We start from the raw sequence: 15,686 nt of genomic DNA, 5'->3' as shown, positions 1-15,686 counted from the left end.
GTGTTCGGGTCGCTGTGCTGGGTGCTGTTCATCCGGCGATCACCCGCCGGGCAGGACGGCTCCACCGGTCGGGACGGGAGTGGCGGTGTTGCCGGACCTCGGAGGTCGTCGTGCCTCTCGCGGTGCAGCGTGCTGCCGGCGGACGGCGTGGCCGCCCTGGTCGGGCGACGTCGCCCGACCAGGGCCTGGCGCGCGGGACCGCGGAACTGGCCCGGGACCGGTTCGGCCGCCACGACGTCCTGGTCAACAACGCGGGCCGCACCCTGAACGAGCCGGTCACCGAGACCACCACGACTTCGAAGCCATCGTGCGGGTCAACGCGCGCGGGAACTCCGTCCAGGCGCGCGAGGCGTTCCGGGTGGGGGACCGCGGCGGCTCGATCGCCTCGGTGCCCTCGGTCGTCGCCTCCGAGACCCAGACCGCCCACGCCGCCTCCGAGGGTGCTCTGGCGCAGATCACGCGCGTGCTCGCCATCGAGGGCGGGCCGAAGGGCATCCGCTCCAAAACCGTGCTGCCCGGCGTGATCGACACCGACAGCACGGCGGGCGTCGTCGACAACGGCCGCGAGATGCGCGCCTCCGTCGGCCCGTCCCCACCCGGTCGGCCGGATCGGACGGCCCGACGGGGTCGCCGAGGCGGTGGCGTTCCTGGCCTCCGACGCGGCGAGCTCCATCACCGGCGCGCTGGTCGCCGTCGACGGCGGGGGGACCGCCCAGTGACTACGCCCGCCGGTCGCTGAGGCCGAGGCGGTCGGTCACCTCGTGGGCCATCGCGATCGCGTAGGACTGGCCGCGGTCCTGCGGGTAGATCTGCGACATCGTCGCCAGCGTCACGCCCGGCATCGTGGTGCGGTGGCTGGGGATCGAGGCGCGGTACTCCGGCGTCACGATCGGCTGGGCGTAGCCGGCCTTGGAGAAGTGCCAGTCCAGGATCCAGGAGCGGTCGAAGTCCGGGTTCAGCTTGCGCAGCCACGGGAGGTAGCGCTCCAGCAGCTCGGCGGGCTCGGTGGTGAAGCGCCAGTCGCTGCGCGGCACGTAGTTGCCCACGTAGACGATGTGCCGCCCGCCGTACTCGGCGCGGTCGACCATGTTCGTGTGCTCCACCACCGCCAGGAACGGGAAGGCGGTGTCGTTGATGTTGAGCCAGTAGTAGGGGATCAGGCTGCGGTCGCACTCCAGCACGAAGCACGTCGCGCCCAGGTACTGGTTGCGCCACAGCACGTCGTCGGTCGGGATCCCGGCGGCCCGGGCGAACACCGGCTGCGGCACGGTGACGATGACCTGGTCGAACTCGTAGCTGCTGCCGTCCTTCGCGCCGATCAGCACGGTGGCGCCGGGCTGGCGGACGGTGGCCATCGGCTTGCCGAACTCGACCTTGCCGCCGCGCTCGGTCACCGCGTCCAGCAGCGCGCGGTAGACCTGGTCGAAACCGCCGTGCACGTAACCGAGCTCGAAGGTGCGGTAGTGGATCCGGGCCCACAGCCAGGCCATCGAGACCTGCTCGGCGTGGCTGCCGAACTTGCCCACCAGCAGCGGTTCCCAGATGGACTCGGTGACGCGCCGGCCCGCCCAGCGGCGCATCCAGTCCAGCGCCCGCACCTCGGTGAACCGCTGCCCGTCGCGCACCACCTTGAGCGCCGCGGACGACGCGCCGAAGCGGAGCTTGTCCAGCAGCGAGAAGCCGGGGAACCGCAGCATCTCCTGCGGGGTGCTGAAGTCGTGCAGCTGCCCGTCGAAGTACACCCCGGTGGTGGGGCGGTGGAACCACAGCAGGTGACCGAGCCCCAGCTCTTCGACCAGCTCGATCATCGCGCGGTCGGTGCGGAAGCTGTGGTGGTAGAAGCGCTCCAGCGGGGTGCCGCCGACCTCGATCGAGGCGGCCAGGCCGCCCGGTTCCGCGGAGGCCTCCAGCACCGTCACGTCGTGCCCCGCCTTGACCGCGTCGTAGGCCGCGGTCAGCCCGGTCGCCCCCGCGCCGACGATGCCCACTCTCATCCGAAGCTCCACTTCTTGTTGACGGTGTACTGCAGCAGCAGCACGGCCGGCAGCGAGCCGGCCTTGACCAGGTTCGGGTCGACGCCGAGCCAGCCGGAGAACACGCCGAGCAGCAGGAACGTCAGCGCGATGCCGGTCAGCCCGACCGCGTAGAACCGCAGGAACCGCACCAGGAGCCGGTCCCGCTTGCGGAAGTTGAACCACGCGTTGAGCAGGAAGTTGTTCGTGATCCCGGCCGTGGTGCTGATCGCGTTGGCCAGCTGCTCGTGCAGCCCGGCCACGTTGAACAGCAGCAGGAAGAGCAGGTAGTCCAGCAGCACGCCGCTGGCGCCGATCACCGCGTAGCGCAGCAGCGTCCGGCTCACCAGCGGCCGGCGCCGCGCCAGCTGCTCAGTCGGCGTCATGCCGGATCACGTCCCGCACGATGTACAGCGGACGTTGTTGCACCTCGCTGTAGATGCGCCCGACGTAGCTGCCGATCACGCCGAGGGACAGCATCTGCATCCCACCGAGGAACAGCATCGCGACCATGAGCATGGTCCAGCCGGAGACCGTGATGGCGGGGAAGAACAACCGGAGCGTCACCGCGTAGATGATGCCGAGCAGCGCCAGTCCCAGGGTGATGAACCCCATCCGGGTGATCATCTTGAGCGGGACGGTGGAGAACCCGGTGACGCCGTCGGCGGCCAGCCGCAGCATCTTCCGCATCGGGTACTTGGTCTCGCCCGCGACCCGCTCGTCCCGGTCGAACAGCACCTCCCGCTGCTCGAAGCCCATCGAGGCGACCATGCCGCGGATGAACCGGCTGCGCTCCCGGAACTTGCGCAGCTCCTCGGCGGCCCGGCGGTCGAGCAGCCGGAAGTCGCCGGTGTCCACCGGGATGTCGACCTCGGCGCAGCGCCGCAGCAGCCGGTAGTACCCCGCGGCCGTGGCGCGCTTGAACGGGGTGTCGCGGCGGGTGCGGCGGCGGGCGGAGACGATCTCCGCGCCCGCCACCCAGGCGTCGATGAGTTCGAGGCTGACGCGCGGCGGGTCCTGCAGGTCGGTGTCCATCACGATCACCGCGTCGCCCTGCGCGTGGTCCAGCCCGGCGGTGATGGCGATCTGGTGGCCGTAGTTGCGCGCGAAGTCCACCACCCGCACCCGCGGGTCGTTCTTGGCGATGTCCCGCAGGACGTCGAGCGACCCGTCGTCCGACCCGTCGTTGACGTAGACGAACTCGTAGTCGAACTCGGGCCGGGTGTCGGTGGTCCGGGTCAGCTCCTCGTGGAAGTGGCGGATGCCGTCGACCTCGTTGAACACCGGGAGCACGTAGGAGACCAGCCGGGGACCGCCCGGGTCGCGGCGGTGCGGTCGCTGTTGCGGCACCGGAACCCGGACCTGCTGGCGCATCGTGTCGGCCATGGTCACTCCCCTCGCCAACCCCACCGTGGAACAGGAACGCCTCGAACGTCGTACTGGTTGCCCGACATCGGGTAATTGACCTCGAACAGGTGTCCCCGTTCGGAGTACTCGGGGGTCGTCTCGCCGCCGAGCAACCGAGTCGGCACCTCTCTCCGGTCGCCGACCTCCACACCCCGGCGACGACGCCGAGCGGCCCACGGCGGGACCGCCGGCGCGGAGCGCACCACCGGGGAGGCTCGGGGTGGCCACGACGTGGTCGGCGATGTCGCAGCCGCCGGTGAGGGTGGCCCCGCGCCGGGCGGGCGCGACGACGAACGGACCGACCACCAGCGCCACCGTCACCCCCACCACGCCCACGCCGGCGAGCGCGGGCATCTGGAGGAGCAGCCGCGTCGGCCGATCGCCGTCGGAGCGTCCACGGAGGACGGACACCGCCGGCAGCACGACCACCGCGACCAGCCACCACGCCGGGCTGTCCAGCGGCCGCACCGGCTGCTCTCCCCAAGGCACTCCGTACTGCGAGTGCAGGAACCAGTCGTTCTCGCCGGCGGACGCCAGCGCCGTGGCGCACGCGGCGAGCGCGGTGCGCAGCCCGCTCGCCACCAGCACCACCCGGTCGCGGGCGAACCGCCGGGCGGCGAGTGTGATCAGGACCGCACTCGCGGTCAGCGTAGCGGCTCCGGCCCCGGTCAGCGCGCCGAAGCGGTGCGTCCACCCGGAGGGTGTCGCGCTCGTCAGCGCGACGCCCAGCGCCAGGCACAGCGGTGGCACGTGCGTCAGGGCCGCGCCGGGCAGCAGCGCTCCGCTCACCACGGCGGGCACCGGGGGGAGCAGCACCGGGGCGCGGCGGGTCGAGCTCTGCCCGTCCGACGCCGTCCACCACGCTGCCCCCTGGTCGGCTGGCTGGATGCCCGACGTGCACCAGTCTTGGCCAGCCGAGCCGATCCCGCAGCGGCTGAACGGGCGTCACCGCCCGGGCCTAGAACCTTCGCCCGGCCGAGCGACGCGGGTCAGCCCTCGTCGAAGGGGTACGGCGGGTCGCCGTCGGCGCCGCCGACCACCTCGCGGTGGCGGGTGGTGGTGTAGGCGTCGCGCTCCACCCCGTACTGGACCGCGTAGAGGTGCCCCCAGGAGTGGCCGGGCGCGTCGCGCAGCCGGGTGGGCACCTCGATGCGGCGGGACAGCATCGTCGCGCCCGCGAACACCCCGCCCCAGTCCGGGTCGACGGCCATCCCCCAGTCGCCGGACGGCGGGGTCACCATGAGCCGCGGGCTGCTCGCCACCCCGCCCGCCACCTGCGGGTAGTCGCTGCGGCACGGGAACACGAAGCTCATCGTCCAGTCGATCAGCGTCGGCTGCTGCACGTCGAGCGCCTGCCGCAGCGGCACCACGTCGCGCACCACCGGACCGCTCACCGACAGCCAGCCCTGCGGGTCGGTGGTGCGGTCCTCGGCGAGGACCCGCACCCGGTCCGCGCCCCGCGGGACGTCGCGCGCGTCGACGCCGAGGAGCCGCCAGGGCCGGAAGTCGCGCCAGTCGTCCGGTCGCCCGTGGCGCGGGTCGTCGAACGGCAGCGCGGTCGGCGGCGGGTCGCGCAGTTCGCGGACGGCCAGCGTGCGGTCCGCGGCGGCGAACTCCAGCGCCAGCGAGTTGCCCTGCTCGGGACGCCCGGCGACCCAGAGCGACAGCTCCTGGTCACGGGTCAGCTGCGGCAGGCCGAACCACGGGCTGACCAGCGAGCCGGTGGTCTGCGGGCCGCCGGACAGGCTGGTCCAGGCGTGCTCGCTGGCCGAGGTCGCCTGCACCTCGTCGCGCGGGCCCTCCTCGGGCTCGGTCTCCGGCGGCACCACCTCCAGCGGCCCCTCCGGACCCGCGCGGCGCAGGTCCGCCTCCTGCGGTGGCGCCCCGCCTTCGGTGAAGCCCTCCAGCTCCGCCTCGCCGACCAGCGGCCACAGCTGCTCGGCGATGGGCAGCGCCTGCACCTCGTCCTCCAGCCCGCAGGTGCCGCCGTGCAGGGCCTGCCAGTTCATCCGCGCCACGGAGAACCGGTCGCCCATCACCTGCGGCGCGGTCGCGAACGAGCCGAGCAGCACCAGCACCGAGGCCAGCGCCGCGCCGCTGAGCACCGACGCCGGCATCAGCGTCCACATGAGACGGTTCCGGGGGCGGGACCACACCGCGGCCCGGAGGTGCACGACCCCGAGCACGAGCAGTCCGACGAGGACGGCCCCGGCCAGCCAGAACACCGGGCTGTCCAGCGGCACGCGGGGCCGCACCGGGGTGTCCGACCACGGCACCGCGAAGTCCGAGTGCATCGGCCAGGTGTTCGGGCCCGTGAACGCCAGGGCCGCCGCCGGCGCCGCGGCGACCGCGCCGACCGCGCCGAGCAGCCGCGACTCCCGCTTGGCGTGGCCGAGCCCGCCGAGCCGCACCAGCACCACCACGACCACCGCGAGCAGCGCCGCGCCGAGGCCGGCCAGCGCGCCGAAGTGGTGGGTCCACTTCGACGGCGTCAGCCACAGCCCGGCCAGCACCGCGAGCACGGAGCCCAGCAGCACCGGCAGGTCGCCCACCGAGGTCCAGCGGTGGACCTGCCGCACCGCGCAGGCCCCGGCCAGCAGCACGGCGGTGACCACCAGGAGCACCACGAGCCGCTTCGTCGCGGTGCCCCAGATCCCGGTGCCCAGCAGCGCCGAGTACCGCTCGACCTCCTGGTACCAGCCGAGGCTCGGGCCGAACTCGTGGTGGATCTCGGTCGCCGCCAGCACCCCGCGCAGCGTCGAGTCCGCGAACATCGCCACCAGGCCGGTCGACGCCAGGCAGGCGACCAGCGCCGCCCGGGTCGGCACCAGCACCCAGCGCGGCAGCGGACCGGGCTGGATCAGCACCCGCCCGATCCGCGGGGCGAACACCAGCACGACGAGCAGCGCGCTGACGCCGGTGGGCGTGACGGCCACGGTCAGCCCGGCGACCAGGGCCGCGACGCCCAGCCACAGCTGCCGGGCCTGCGTCCGCTCCAGCTTCAGCAGCGCGGCGACCAGGGCGGACGTGCCGAGCGCGAGGAACGCCTCGGGGCGGACGCCCAGGCCGAACGGCAGCCAGCAGGCCAGGAAGAACACCGCGGTCACCAGGTGCAGCGGGAACCGGCGGACGCCCCGGCACACCGGGGCCACGATGCCGCGGCTGACCACGAGCCAGGTCAGCAACCCGGCCACCGCGCTGGGCACCCGGAGCCAGACGGGGGAGAGGTCGTCCGCCGACCACCACCGCATCACGTGCTGGACCAGCGTGAACGGGGTCTCCGAGGCGTTGAACCAGCGGTAGTAGTTGCCGATGTCCCCGGCCGCGTCGTAGTTGCGGACGGTCATCATCGCGAAGCCGTCGTCGTCGGTCAGCGGCCCGATGACCAGCCACGCCGCCAGCACGGCCGCGACCCCGGCGTCCACCGGCAGCGGGGTGAGCGCGACCCGCACCGCGCCGAACGCCGGCGGGGCGTGCACCAGGAGCAGCACCAGCGAGACCAGCGCCAGCGCCAGCGCCGCGCCGACCAGCGCGGTCTTGAGCTCGGTGGGCGAGGTGTCGAACCAGGAGAAGGTGCGGGCCGTGACCGAGGTGCCGGTCAGCTGCTCGGGGTCGAGGTCGGTGGCGAAGGTGAAGATCTCCGGCGCGGCGGTGCCCGGCAGCGCGATCGGGTCGCGGCCGTCGACGGCCACCAGCGAGCGCTGCGCGTCGGCGCTGATCCGCAGCCCGCAGGCGCCCGGCGGGAGCGGGACATCGCGCTGGCCGAGGACCAGGTGCGGTCGGCGGTCCTCGGTGGTGAGCACCAGCCCTTCCCGGTCGCTGCCGGGCGGCAGCGTGGTGAGCACCGTGGTCCGGCCCGGCCGGTCCAGGGCGCTGCGCAGCACCGGGCACGGCACGGTCGCCTCGAACGTCGCCGGTCGGTAGGGGGCGAAGAACGCCGTCGTGGTCTCGGCCTCCGGGCCGGGCCAGTGGACCTCGGTGCGCTCCACCGACACGGGCGCGAACGGCAGGGACACCGCGCAGAGCAGACCGGCGGCGCCCACGCAGAGGGCGAGCAGGTGCGCCAGCCACCGCCCGAGCCGGCGGGACCGCCGCAGCGGCCCGGCAGGCTGGGGCTCGATGGGTCGCTCGAGTTGCGCGGAGCTGCTCGGGTGCTCCAACTGTCCTCCCGGCTCGCAGGGTGCGCCGCGGGCAATCTTGTCGAACGCGGTGTGCGATCACGGTGTCGGCGCGCCGAACCCGTCCTGCTGATGGACGACCGGCACGACCCAGCAGGTTGCCCGATCGGGGCAACGGCCCGCCTCGCACCGGCGTGGACCTGTCGAGAGACAGGAGGCCCGACGTGCGTGTTGCAGACGGAGTCACGGTCCCCCGCCCCCTGGAGCCCGCGGTCACCACCCCGCGGCCGGAACGGCGCGGGTGGCCGGTGTGGACGGTGGTGGTGGGAGCCGTTGCCGCGGGCGCGTTCTGGCTGGTGCACGCGGCGCTGGTCGACGACGCCTACATCACCCTCAGCTACGCCCGCAACCTGGCGTTCCACGGCCACTGGGGGCTGATCGAGGCCGAGGTGTCGAACTCGGCGACCGCGCCGCTGAACGTGCTGGTCCTCGCGGCGTTCACGGTCGTGCTGCGGGACGCCGTCCTCGCCCTGGGCGTGGTGTTCGTGCTGGCCGGCGTCGCGCTGGCGCTGCTGCTGCGCGCCGCCGCCCGCAGCTCGGGCCTGCCCGGCTGGGTGGGGCCGCTGGGCGCGCTGCTGGTGGTGGGCAACCCGCTGGTGCTCTCCACGGTCGGCCTGGAGATGACGCTGGCCGCGGCGCTGCTGGGGGTGCTGCTGCTGGCGGCGGTGCGGGTCCGGCCGGTCCTGTTCGGGGTCGCGGCGGGACTGCTCGCGCTGACCCGGCTGGACCTGGTCGTCTTCGCGCTGCTGGTGCTCCTCGGCCGACCGGGGTTGTGGCGCGGGTGGTGGCGCTGGCTGCTGACCGCGAGCGCGGTCGCGCTGCCCTGGTTCACCTGGAGCTGGTTCGCCTTCGGTTCCGCGGTGCCCGACACGCTGGTCATCAAGCAGCTGCAGAGGTCGTGGGGCGACTGGGACTTCAGCAACGGGCTGTGGCTCTACCACGGCGCGTTCCCCACCGCGGTGGTGGTGTCGCTGCTGCCGCCGCTGCTCGGGCTGGTCTGCCTGCCGGTGCTGGGCGCGCTGCGCGCGTTCCGCCGCGCGGTGCGGTTGTGGCCGTGGGCGCTGCTCGGCGCCGGCGGGGTGGCGCACCACCACGTCTACACGCTGCTCGGCGTGCCGCCGTACCACTGGTACTACGCGCCGGGCCTGATCGGTCTGTCGTTGCTGCTGGCCGGTGTCCTGGGTGCGGTGTGGTGGGAGCTGTCGCTGCTGATCGGCTGCGCCCTGCTGGCGGTGCAGGCCGGGTTCGCGGTCGACCACGGGACGCCGTGGCGCGAGGCGGCGATCGCGACGAACTGGGGCAGCGCGGCGGAGTACGCCCGCATCGGGACCGAGGTGGGCCGCCTGGTCGGTTCGGGCACGGTGACCAGTCCCGGGGAGATCGGCACTCTCGCGTACTTCTGCGAGTGCGCGGTGGTGGACGGCTTCTCCGACCGCGGCTACCTGCCCGAGCAGCTGCAGCAGCGCGTGGCGGCGGCGAGCCCGCCGGTGCGCGCGCTGCTGCGGCTGAACTACCGCCACTTCCGGCCGGAACCGCCGCGGCCGGTCACGCACGTGCTGCGCCGCGAACCGGGGCCCGGGGAGTGGACGATCCGCTCGACCTGGGCGGGCGAGTCCCACCTGGTCCTCGAGCCCGTGCGCTGACGGTCCGGCGGGTGCGTCAGCGCTTCCCCCCAGCCGTGGACGACGACCTCGTGGCCACGCAGGTCGAAGCTCCCGGGCGTGTCGTCGTCCCCCGTTGGTGGAGAGGTGACGGGAACCTCCCGCCAACGGGGTCGGTGGGAAGGTGCCCTTCACCGACCAGCGCGCGGGGAGTCGCGTCCCACGTCCGCGCGACGGAGGCCGTCCCCGGCGGGTGACCCGCCGCCTCTCGGCGGGACTGCGCGGTCGTCGCCCGCGCGGGTGGGGCCAGGAGCGTGGTCGTGGGCGGCGGTGGGAGGGCGCCGCCCACGACCCGGGATCACGGGTTCGGGCGGTCGGTGACCTCGCCGGTGTCGCGGTGCCACTCGATGACGCCGTGCTCGAAGTCGGTGGCCCGGCCCACCGGCACGTCGTGCTCACCGCTCACCGGGTAGCCCAGGTAGGAGCGCTCCCACCCCAGCTCCGCCCAGCGGACGCGGATCCCGCCGTACACCTCGTGCGCCCCGGTCTCCGGCGTCCAGTAGACCGACGCCCCACCGGTGCCGGTGAAGTGGTTGTAGCGACCCCGTCCGTCCGGCGTGCCGAGCTCGTCGGTGGTGGGGTAGCCGAGCACCCCGCCGGGCCCGCTGAGCTCGAGGTAGCGCTGGGCGATCACGCCCTGCACCGAGTGCGCCCCGGTGTCCGGGCTCCACACGATCCCGGCGGGGAACCGGCCGTCGCCGTTGAACCGGTTGTAGCGGCCGGTGCCGTCCGGCGCGGTCAGCTCGTCGGTCACCGGGTAGCCCAGCGGCCCGGCCTCCCAGCCGCTGGCCGCCCACGCGTCCCGGATCGCGCCCTGCACCGCGTTCGCGCCGGTCGGCTGGGTCCAGTAGATGGAGGCGTCCTCGCGGTCGGACCCCGGCATCACGAAGTGGTTGTAGGCGCCGAAGGCGTCCGGGGTGAGCTGGGTGTCGGTCGCCGGGGAGCCGAAGTGCGCGTCCTCGCCCAGCTCCCGGAAGTGCTCCAGGATCGGGCCGGTGACCAGGTGCGCGCCGGTCTCCGTGGAGAAGTAGATCGCGGAGTGGACGGCACCGTCGCGGGTGCGGAAGTCGCTGTAGCGGCCACCGCCGCTGCTGGCCAGCTCGTCGGTGATCGGCACGCCCACCTCGTCGTGCCCGCCCAGTTCGAGGAAGCGCTGGTAGATCAGGCCGCGGACGACGGTGACGCCGGAGTCCGGGGTCCAGTAGAAGCGGGCGTGCGTGAAGTCCTGGTAGCGCAGGCCCTCGTCGACCACGACCTCCTCGGCGACGGGCTCACCGACCTGGGCCTTCTCCTCGTCGGTCATCGACTCGTAGCGCTGCTGGATCGCGCCGTCGCCCGGATCGGCGGTCGTGGACGCGCTCGGCGGCGCCGTGCTGGTCGGTTCGGCCACCGTCGCGCCGGCCGGGGCGATCAGGGCGAGGACTGCTGCCGCGGCGGTCGCCGCAGCGATGCGTCGTGCGATCACGTGCATCCCCTTTCACTCGGTCACCCTGTGATCGCGCGACGGAGCGTCCAGGTTGTCCTGTTCGTGGAATCCCGCGTCCGTCCGACCGACGTGGACGGCCGCGGACGCAGCAGGGGAGACGCGACGTTCCGTGGGCCCTCCGGTCGAACGGGCAGGTGGGAGGGCCCACGGACGCGAGCACCCGGTGAACCCCACTTCTCCAGGTGCCCGCGCTTCCCCCAGCGCGCCGCGGGTGGGAAGCGTGTCGGGCGGCGGAAGAACAGCGCCGTCACCGGAAGAGATCGCTCCACGACGGCGAAACGTTGCCGAAACGACCGAAATGTTATGGATCGGCCGTGGATGCGACGAACGGGGCCACCCGGGATGCTCCCGAGGGCCCCGTTCGTCAGAGCCGATCAGATGGGCAGACGGCGGAAGAGGGCGCGCGGCACGTGCCGCAGCACCGTCATCACCCACCGGAACTGCGCCGGGGCGTAGACCACCGGGCTGCCCTTGCGGACGCCGTCCACGATCGCCTTGGCGACGCTGTCCGGGGTGTTCGACATCGGCGCCGGCTTCATGCCCTCGGTCAGCTTGGTGTGCGTGAAGTTCGGCCGCACGACGGTCACCTTGACGCCGTACTCCTCCAGCGCGTACGCCAGGCCCGAGAAGAACACGTCCAGACCCGCCTTCGACGAGCCGTAGACGAAGTTCGACCGCCGCGCGCGCTCGCCGGCCGGGGAGGACATCACCGCGAGGTGCCCGTGGCCCTGCTTGCGCAGCCGCTCGGCCAGCAGCACGCCCAGCGACACCGGCGCGACGTAGTTGACGTCGGCCACCGCGCGGGCCGCCTCGACGTCGGTCCAGCCCTTCTCGTTGTCGCCCTGGATGCCGAACGCGATGAGCGTGACGTCGATGTCGCCGTCGGCGAAGGCCTTGTCGATGACCTCGGCGTGGGTCTCCGGCTTGCGGGCGTCGAAGTGCAGGACGGTCACGGTGCTGCCGGTGGCGCGCAGCTGCTCGGCCGCGGCGTCCAGACGTTCCTGCTCCTCCGGGCGGTCCGCCAGGATGATCCGCAGCGGACGGGCCTCGGCGTACCGCTTCGCCGTCGCCAGGGCGATGTCGGACGTGCCACCGAGCAGCAGCAGCGACTGCGGGTTTCCAACTGCGTCGATCACAGCTCAAGCCTCCGGCTCATGTCTGAGGCGAAAACGCCTTCGGGGTCTACGGTCTGGCGGATCTTCGTGAACTCCTCCGCCCGCGGGTACATCTTGTGGAAGTTCTCCGCCGTGGTCCGGGAGTCCTTCGCGGTGTACAGCCGACCACCGAACGCCAGGACGTCCTCGTCCAGTTCGGTGCAGAACCGGCCCAGCCCGTCCACGATCGGGAAGTCCAGGCACACCAGCCAGCCCGGGTGCGGGTAGGACAGCGGTGCCCGGTTGCCCTCGCCCATCTTCTTGATGACGTTGAGGAACGAGACGTGGCCGGAGTGCGCGATCTTGTGGATGATCCGCTTGAGCTCGTCCTCCTTGCCGTACGGCACGGAGAACTGGTACTGCAGGAAGCCCTGCGAGCCGTACGCCCGGTTCCACTCGCCGATCAGGTCGAGCGGGTGGTAGAAGGCGGTGAGGTTCTGGACCAGGCCCCGTCCGCGCTTCGGCGTCTTCCGGTAGTACAGCTCGCCGATCATGCTGAACGTCAGCTTGTTGCCCAGCCGCGGCGGGAAGACGTCCGGCAGCGTCAGCAGCTGCGGGGCGTCGAACTTCAGCGGGTTCGAGCGCAGCTTCGCCGGGAGCTGGTCGACCGTGGCCAGCGAGCCGCGGCCGAACGCGGCGCGGCCCAGCTTCGGCCCGGTGGAGATCGAGTCGAACCACGCCGAGGAGTAGGTGTACTTGTCGTCGGAGCCGTCGTCGAACAGCTCGATCGTCTCGTCGAGGTTGTTGGTCCGGTCGACGTCGGCGATGAAGTAGGCCGTCTCCGTCCGGGTCATGCGGATCTTGGCCCGGAGGATGATGCCGGTCAGGCCGATGCCCGCGACGGTGGCCCAGAACAGCTCCGACTCCGGGCCCTCCGGCGTCAGGGTGCGGACCTGGCCGTCGGCGGTGAGCAGGTCCATCGACAGCACGTGGTTGCCGAAGCTGCCCGCGCTGTGGTGGTTCTTGCCGTGGATGTCGTTGGCGATCGCGCCGCCGATGGTGACCTGGCGGGTGCCCGGCAGCACCGGGACCCACAGGCCGTACGGCAGCGCGGCCTTCATCAGCTGGTCCAGGCTGACCCCGGCGTCGACGTCGACGGTCGCGGTGTCCGGGTCGATCTCGTGGATCCGGTTCAGCCGGGTCATGTCGATGACCACGCCGCCGGCGTTCTGCGCGACGTCGCCGTAGCTGCGGCCCAGGCCGCGGGCGATGACGCCGCGCTCACCGGCGGTGCGGACGGCCTCGGCGATGGCGTCGAGGTCAGTGGTGCTGAGCACGCGCGCCTGCGTGGGGGCCGTGCGCGCCCAGCCCATCAGCTTCTTGGTTTCGAACGTGGTCGTCACAGGCCAAGCCTCCGGGACAGGTCGGAGCGGAAAACGCCCTCCGGGTCGACGGAAGCGCGGGTCGTGCGCCACTCGTCGATGCGCGGGTACATCCGCTCGATCATCTCCGCCGTGGTGCGGGACTCCTTGGCCAGGTACAGGCGTCCGCCCGCCTCCAGGACCATGTCGTCCAGCTCGTTGCACAGCCGGTCCAAGCCCGGCGTGATGGGGATGTCGACGGTGAGCGTCCAGCCCTCTCGGGGGAACGACATCGGCGCCGGGTTGCCCTCGCCGAACGTCTTGAGCACGTTCAGGAACGACACGTGGCCCGATGCGCTGATCTTGTCGATGGAACGGCGGAACATCGCCTCCTGGCCGAACGGCACCATGAACTGGTACTGCAGGAAACCGTTCGGGCCGTACACCCGGTTCCACTCGCCGACCAGGTCGAGCGGGTGGAAGAACTGGGTGATGTTCTGCACCAGTCCGAACTCGGTCGGCGCCTTGCGGTACCAGACCTCGTTGAACGCGGTGATGGTGAACTTGTTGACCAGACCGTTGGGGAAGATCGGCGGGGCGGTCATCAGCTGCGGGGCGTGGAACGCCAGCGGGTCCTTGCGCAGCTTCTTCGGCAGGTCCTCGAGCTTGGCCGAGTTGCCGCGGGTCAGCAGCGCGCGCCCCAGCTGCTCGCCGCGGGCCAGCGAGTCGAACCAGGCGACCGAGTAGACGTAGTTGTCGTCCGAACCGTCGGTGAAGTGCTCGAGCAGCTCGTCCAGGTTCGTGGTCCGCACGTTGTCGACCAGGAAGTAGGCGGTCTCCACACGCTTGAGCTGGATCGTGGCCCTCAGCACGATGCCGGTCAGGCCCATCCCGCCGACGGTGGCCCAGAACAGCTCCGCGGTCTCGCCCTCCGGCGTGAGCGTGCGGATCTGGCCGTCGGCGGTGAGCAGGTCCATCGACAGCACGTGGCTGCCGAACGAGCCCTGCGAGTGGTGGTTCTTGCCGTGGATGTCGGAGCCGATCGCGCCGCCCACGGTGACCTGCCGGGTGCCCGGCAGCACCGGGACCCACAGCCCGTGCGGCAGCAGCACACGCATCAGGGTGTCCAGCGACACCCCGGCGTCCACGACCACCGTCGCCTCGTCCACGTCGATCTGGTGCACGCGGTCGAGGGCGGTCATGTCGATGACGGTGCCGCCGGCGTTCTGCGCCGGGTCGCCGTAGCTGCGGCCCAGGCCGCGAGCGATGACGCCCCGGTCACCGGCGGTGCGGACGGCCTCGGCGATGGCCTCGACGTCCGGGGTGCGCACGACGCGCGCCCTGGTCGGCGCAGTGCGCCCCCAGCCCGTCAGCGTCTGAAGTTCGTCCTTTGCCGATCCCACCCAGCCGAGTCTATCCGCGCTGGCTGGGGCCACCGCCGCGGGTGCGCGCCGTCTTCGGCGGTGTGCGATGCGTCATCGCTACACTCGCCCGGGGCGCGTGTGGAGCTCGGTCTCCCGCGCCCCGGGTGCCCGTGCGGGTGTTCCAGAGCGTGACGGAGCCCGGGCGCCGAACGACCTGCCGTCGAAATCCCGAGGTGGACCAGTGGCCGTGGCTGAAGCCCAGACGGACCAAGCGGAACCGAAGCGGCTGGGCGTGCTGAACCAGCTCGTCCGCTTCGTCGTGATCGGCGGCTTCTGCGCCATCATCGACGCCGGGACCTACGCGCTCCTGCTCTCGTTCGGCCTGCCGAACTGGGTGTCCAAGGCCGTGTCGTTCATCCTCGGCACCACGGCCTCGTACCTGATCAACCGGAAGTTCACCTTCAGCGGCGCGAGCACCGGCAACACCCGGGCGAAGGCGGTCGGGTTCGCGATCGTCTACACCGCGACGTTCTTCGTCAACGTTGGCACCAACCAGCTGCTGTACCTGACGCTGCCCGAGTTCCACGAGCAGCTGCGCTACGCGGTCTGCTGGGTCGTCGCGCAGGGCCTGGGCACGCTGATCAACTTCGTGATGCTCAAGTGGGTCGTCTTCCGCGAGTGACGCGGAGCACCGGGTGCCCCGGCGCCCGGACCTGAACCCGTGTTCGAGCGCCCCGGCGAGGGTCGGTGCGCGGCCGCAGGTGGCGGCCGCGCGCCCGCCGCCCCCGGGGCGCTCAGCCGTTGCGGAACCCGGTGCCCCTGGCCGGGGCGCCGTAGGCGTGCGCGTGGGAGCGCGTCGTCTCGACGTGCGCGGTGGCCACGTGCGCGAAGTTCACCGCGAAGCTGCCGCCGTCCGCGGTGGCCAGCGCCTTGGTCTCGCCGTTGGCCATCAGGTCCGCGAGCACGTCGCGCAGCGCGTCGGCCTCCTCCTGGGCGAGCGCGATGTGCAGCGGCTGGCTGACGCCCGCGAGGTGCAGCACCAGGCCGGGTCGCTTCTCGGGCATGGGAACCTCCGGTCGCAGCGGTCCTCCTCGGTCGAGGACCGGGGATCCCAGCGCACCAC

General features: G+C 72.4%; 12 protein-coding genes and 1 pseudogene. 4 read left to right on the top strand and 9 right to left on the bottom strand.

All coding sequences use genetic code 11. The features are described 5' to 3' along the window. Positions 1-79: 79 nt before the first annotated feature. Together HNR68_RS26620 and HNR68_RS26615 are read left to right on the top strand one after the other, a co-directional pair. Positions 80-520, top strand: a pseudogene (locus HNR68_RS26620) (SDR family oxidoreductase); the annotation flags it as partial. 118 nt (positions 521-638) lie between these two features. Further along, a complete protein-coding gene (locus HNR68_RS26615; protein ID WP_425502914.1) occupies positions 639-719 on the top strand; it encodes a hypothetical protein in 81 nt (26 codons plus the stop codon). Here HNR68_RS26615 and HNR68_RS02690 read toward each other — a convergent pair whose 3' ends face one another. From HNR68_RS02690 to HNR68_RS02675, 4 genes are all read right to left on the bottom strand, one after another. Next, positions 720-1,994 carry an NAD(P)/FAD-dependent oxidoreductase gene (locus tag HNR68_RS02690; RefSeq protein ID WP_179717296.1) on the bottom strand — a complete coding sequence of 425 codons (1,275 nt, stop codon included), beginning with the start codon at positions 1,992-1,994 and terminating at the stop codon, positions 720-722. After that, a complete protein-coding gene (locus HNR68_RS02685) occupies positions 1,991-2,398 on the bottom strand; it encodes a GtrA family protein (protein ID WP_179717294.1) in 408 nt (135 codons plus the stop codon). The genes HNR68_RS02690 and HNR68_RS02685 overlap by 4 nt, the downstream gene beginning before the upstream one ends. Further along, complete coding sequence (locus HNR68_RS02680; protein ID WP_179717292.1) at positions 2,385-4,220, bottom strand: glycosyltransferase; 1,836 nt, start codon at positions 4,218-4,220, stop codon at positions 2,385-2,387. Before HNR68_RS02680 ends, HNR68_RS02685 begins: the two co-directional genes overlap by 14 nt. Positions 4,221-4,408: 188 nt before the next feature. After that, positions 4,409-7,579, bottom strand: coding sequence for an arabinosyltransferase domain-containing protein (locus HNR68_RS02675; RefSeq protein WP_179717290.1), 3,171 nt, complete (start codon positions 7,577-7,579; stop codon positions 4,409-4,411). A 182-nt stretch (positions 7,580-7,761) separates the two neighbouring features. On the opposite strand from HNR68_RS02675, the gene HNR68_RS02670 reads away from it, so the two are divergent. Next, positions 7,762-9,240, top strand: a complete 1,479-nt coding sequence (locus HNR68_RS02670; RefSeq protein WP_343049893.1) for a hypothetical protein — start codon at positions 7,762-7,764, stop codon at positions 9,238-9,240. 316 nt (positions 9,241-9,556) lie between these two features. Here HNR68_RS02670 and HNR68_RS02665 read toward each other — a convergent pair whose 3' ends face one another. The 4 genes from HNR68_RS02665 to dprE1 (HNR68_RS02650) all read right to left on the bottom strand — a co-directional run bounded on the left by HNR68_RS02665 (position 9,557) and on the right by dprE1 (HNR68_RS02650) (position 14,602). Next, entirely contained in the window at positions 9,557-10,723 is a 1,167-nt protein-coding gene (locus tag HNR68_RS02665) for a hypothetical protein (RefSeq protein ID WP_380573717.1), read from the bottom strand. Between the two features lie 395 nt (positions 10,724-11,118). Beyond that, positions 11,119-11,880, bottom strand: coding sequence for a decaprenylphospho-beta-D-erythro-pentofuranosid-2-ulose 2-reductase (dprE2, locus tag HNR68_RS02660; RefSeq protein ID WP_179717286.1), 762 nt, complete (start codon positions 11,878-11,880; stop codon positions 11,119-11,121). Continuing rightward, positions 11,877-13,211: a decaprenylphosphoryl-beta-D-ribose oxidase gene (gene dprE1, locus HNR68_RS02655; RefSeq protein WP_179724551.1), complete on the bottom strand. Its 1,335-nt coding sequence runs from the start codon at positions 13,209-13,211 to the stop codon at positions 11,877-11,879. The genes dprE2 and dprE1 (HNR68_RS02655) overlap by 4 nt, the downstream gene beginning before the upstream one ends. A 26-nt stretch (positions 13,212-13,237) precedes the next feature. Next, entirely contained in the window at positions 13,238-14,602 is a 1,365-nt protein-coding gene (gene dprE1 / locus HNR68_RS02650) for a decaprenylphosphoryl-beta-D-ribose oxidase (RefSeq protein WP_179717284.1), read from the bottom strand. Between the two features lie 202 nt (positions 14,603-14,804). Between dprE1 (HNR68_RS02650) and HNR68_RS02645 the strand changes: the two genes are divergently transcribed. After that, entirely contained in the window at positions 14,805-15,245 is a 441-nt protein-coding gene (locus HNR68_RS02645) for a GtrA family protein (protein WP_179717282.1), read from the top strand. Between the two features lie 112 nt (positions 15,246-15,357). On the opposite strand, the gene HNR68_RS02640 is transcribed toward HNR68_RS02645, so the two are convergent. After that, on the bottom strand, positions 15,358-15,627 hold the full coding sequence (locus HNR68_RS02640; protein WP_179717280.1) for a hypothetical protein: 270 nt from the start codon (positions 15,625-15,627) through the stop codon (positions 15,358-15,360). Positions 15,628-15,686 lie beyond the last annotated feature (59 nt).

The organism is Saccharopolyspora hordei (assembly GCF_013410345.1).
Classification (GTDB): Bacteria; Actinomycetota; Actinomycetes; order Mycobacteriales; family Pseudonocardiaceae; genus Saccharopolyspora; species Saccharopolyspora hordei.
This window is presented reverse-complemented; position numbering and strand designations above follow the sequence as displayed.

What these genes read in the sequence shown, in the direction of transcription:
- HNR68_RS02690 (WP_179717296.1), bottom strand. Translation starts at nt 1,994, where the DNA reads ATGAGAGTGGGCATCGTCGGCGCGGGGGCGACCGGGCTGACCGCGGCC.
- HNR68_RS02685 (WP_179717294.1), bottom strand. Translation starts at nt 2,398, where the DNA reads ATGACGCCGACTGAGCAGCTGGCGCGGCGCCGGCCGCTGGTGAGCCGG.
- dprE1 (WP_179724551.1), bottom strand. Translation starts at nt 13,211, where the DNA reads ATGGGCTGGGCGCGCACGGCCCCCACGCAGGCGCGCGTGCTCAGCACC.
- HNR68_RS02640 (WP_179717280.1), bottom strand. Translation starts at nt 15,627, where the DNA reads ATGCCCGAGAAGCGACCCGGCCTGGTGCTGCACCTCGCGGGCGTCAGC.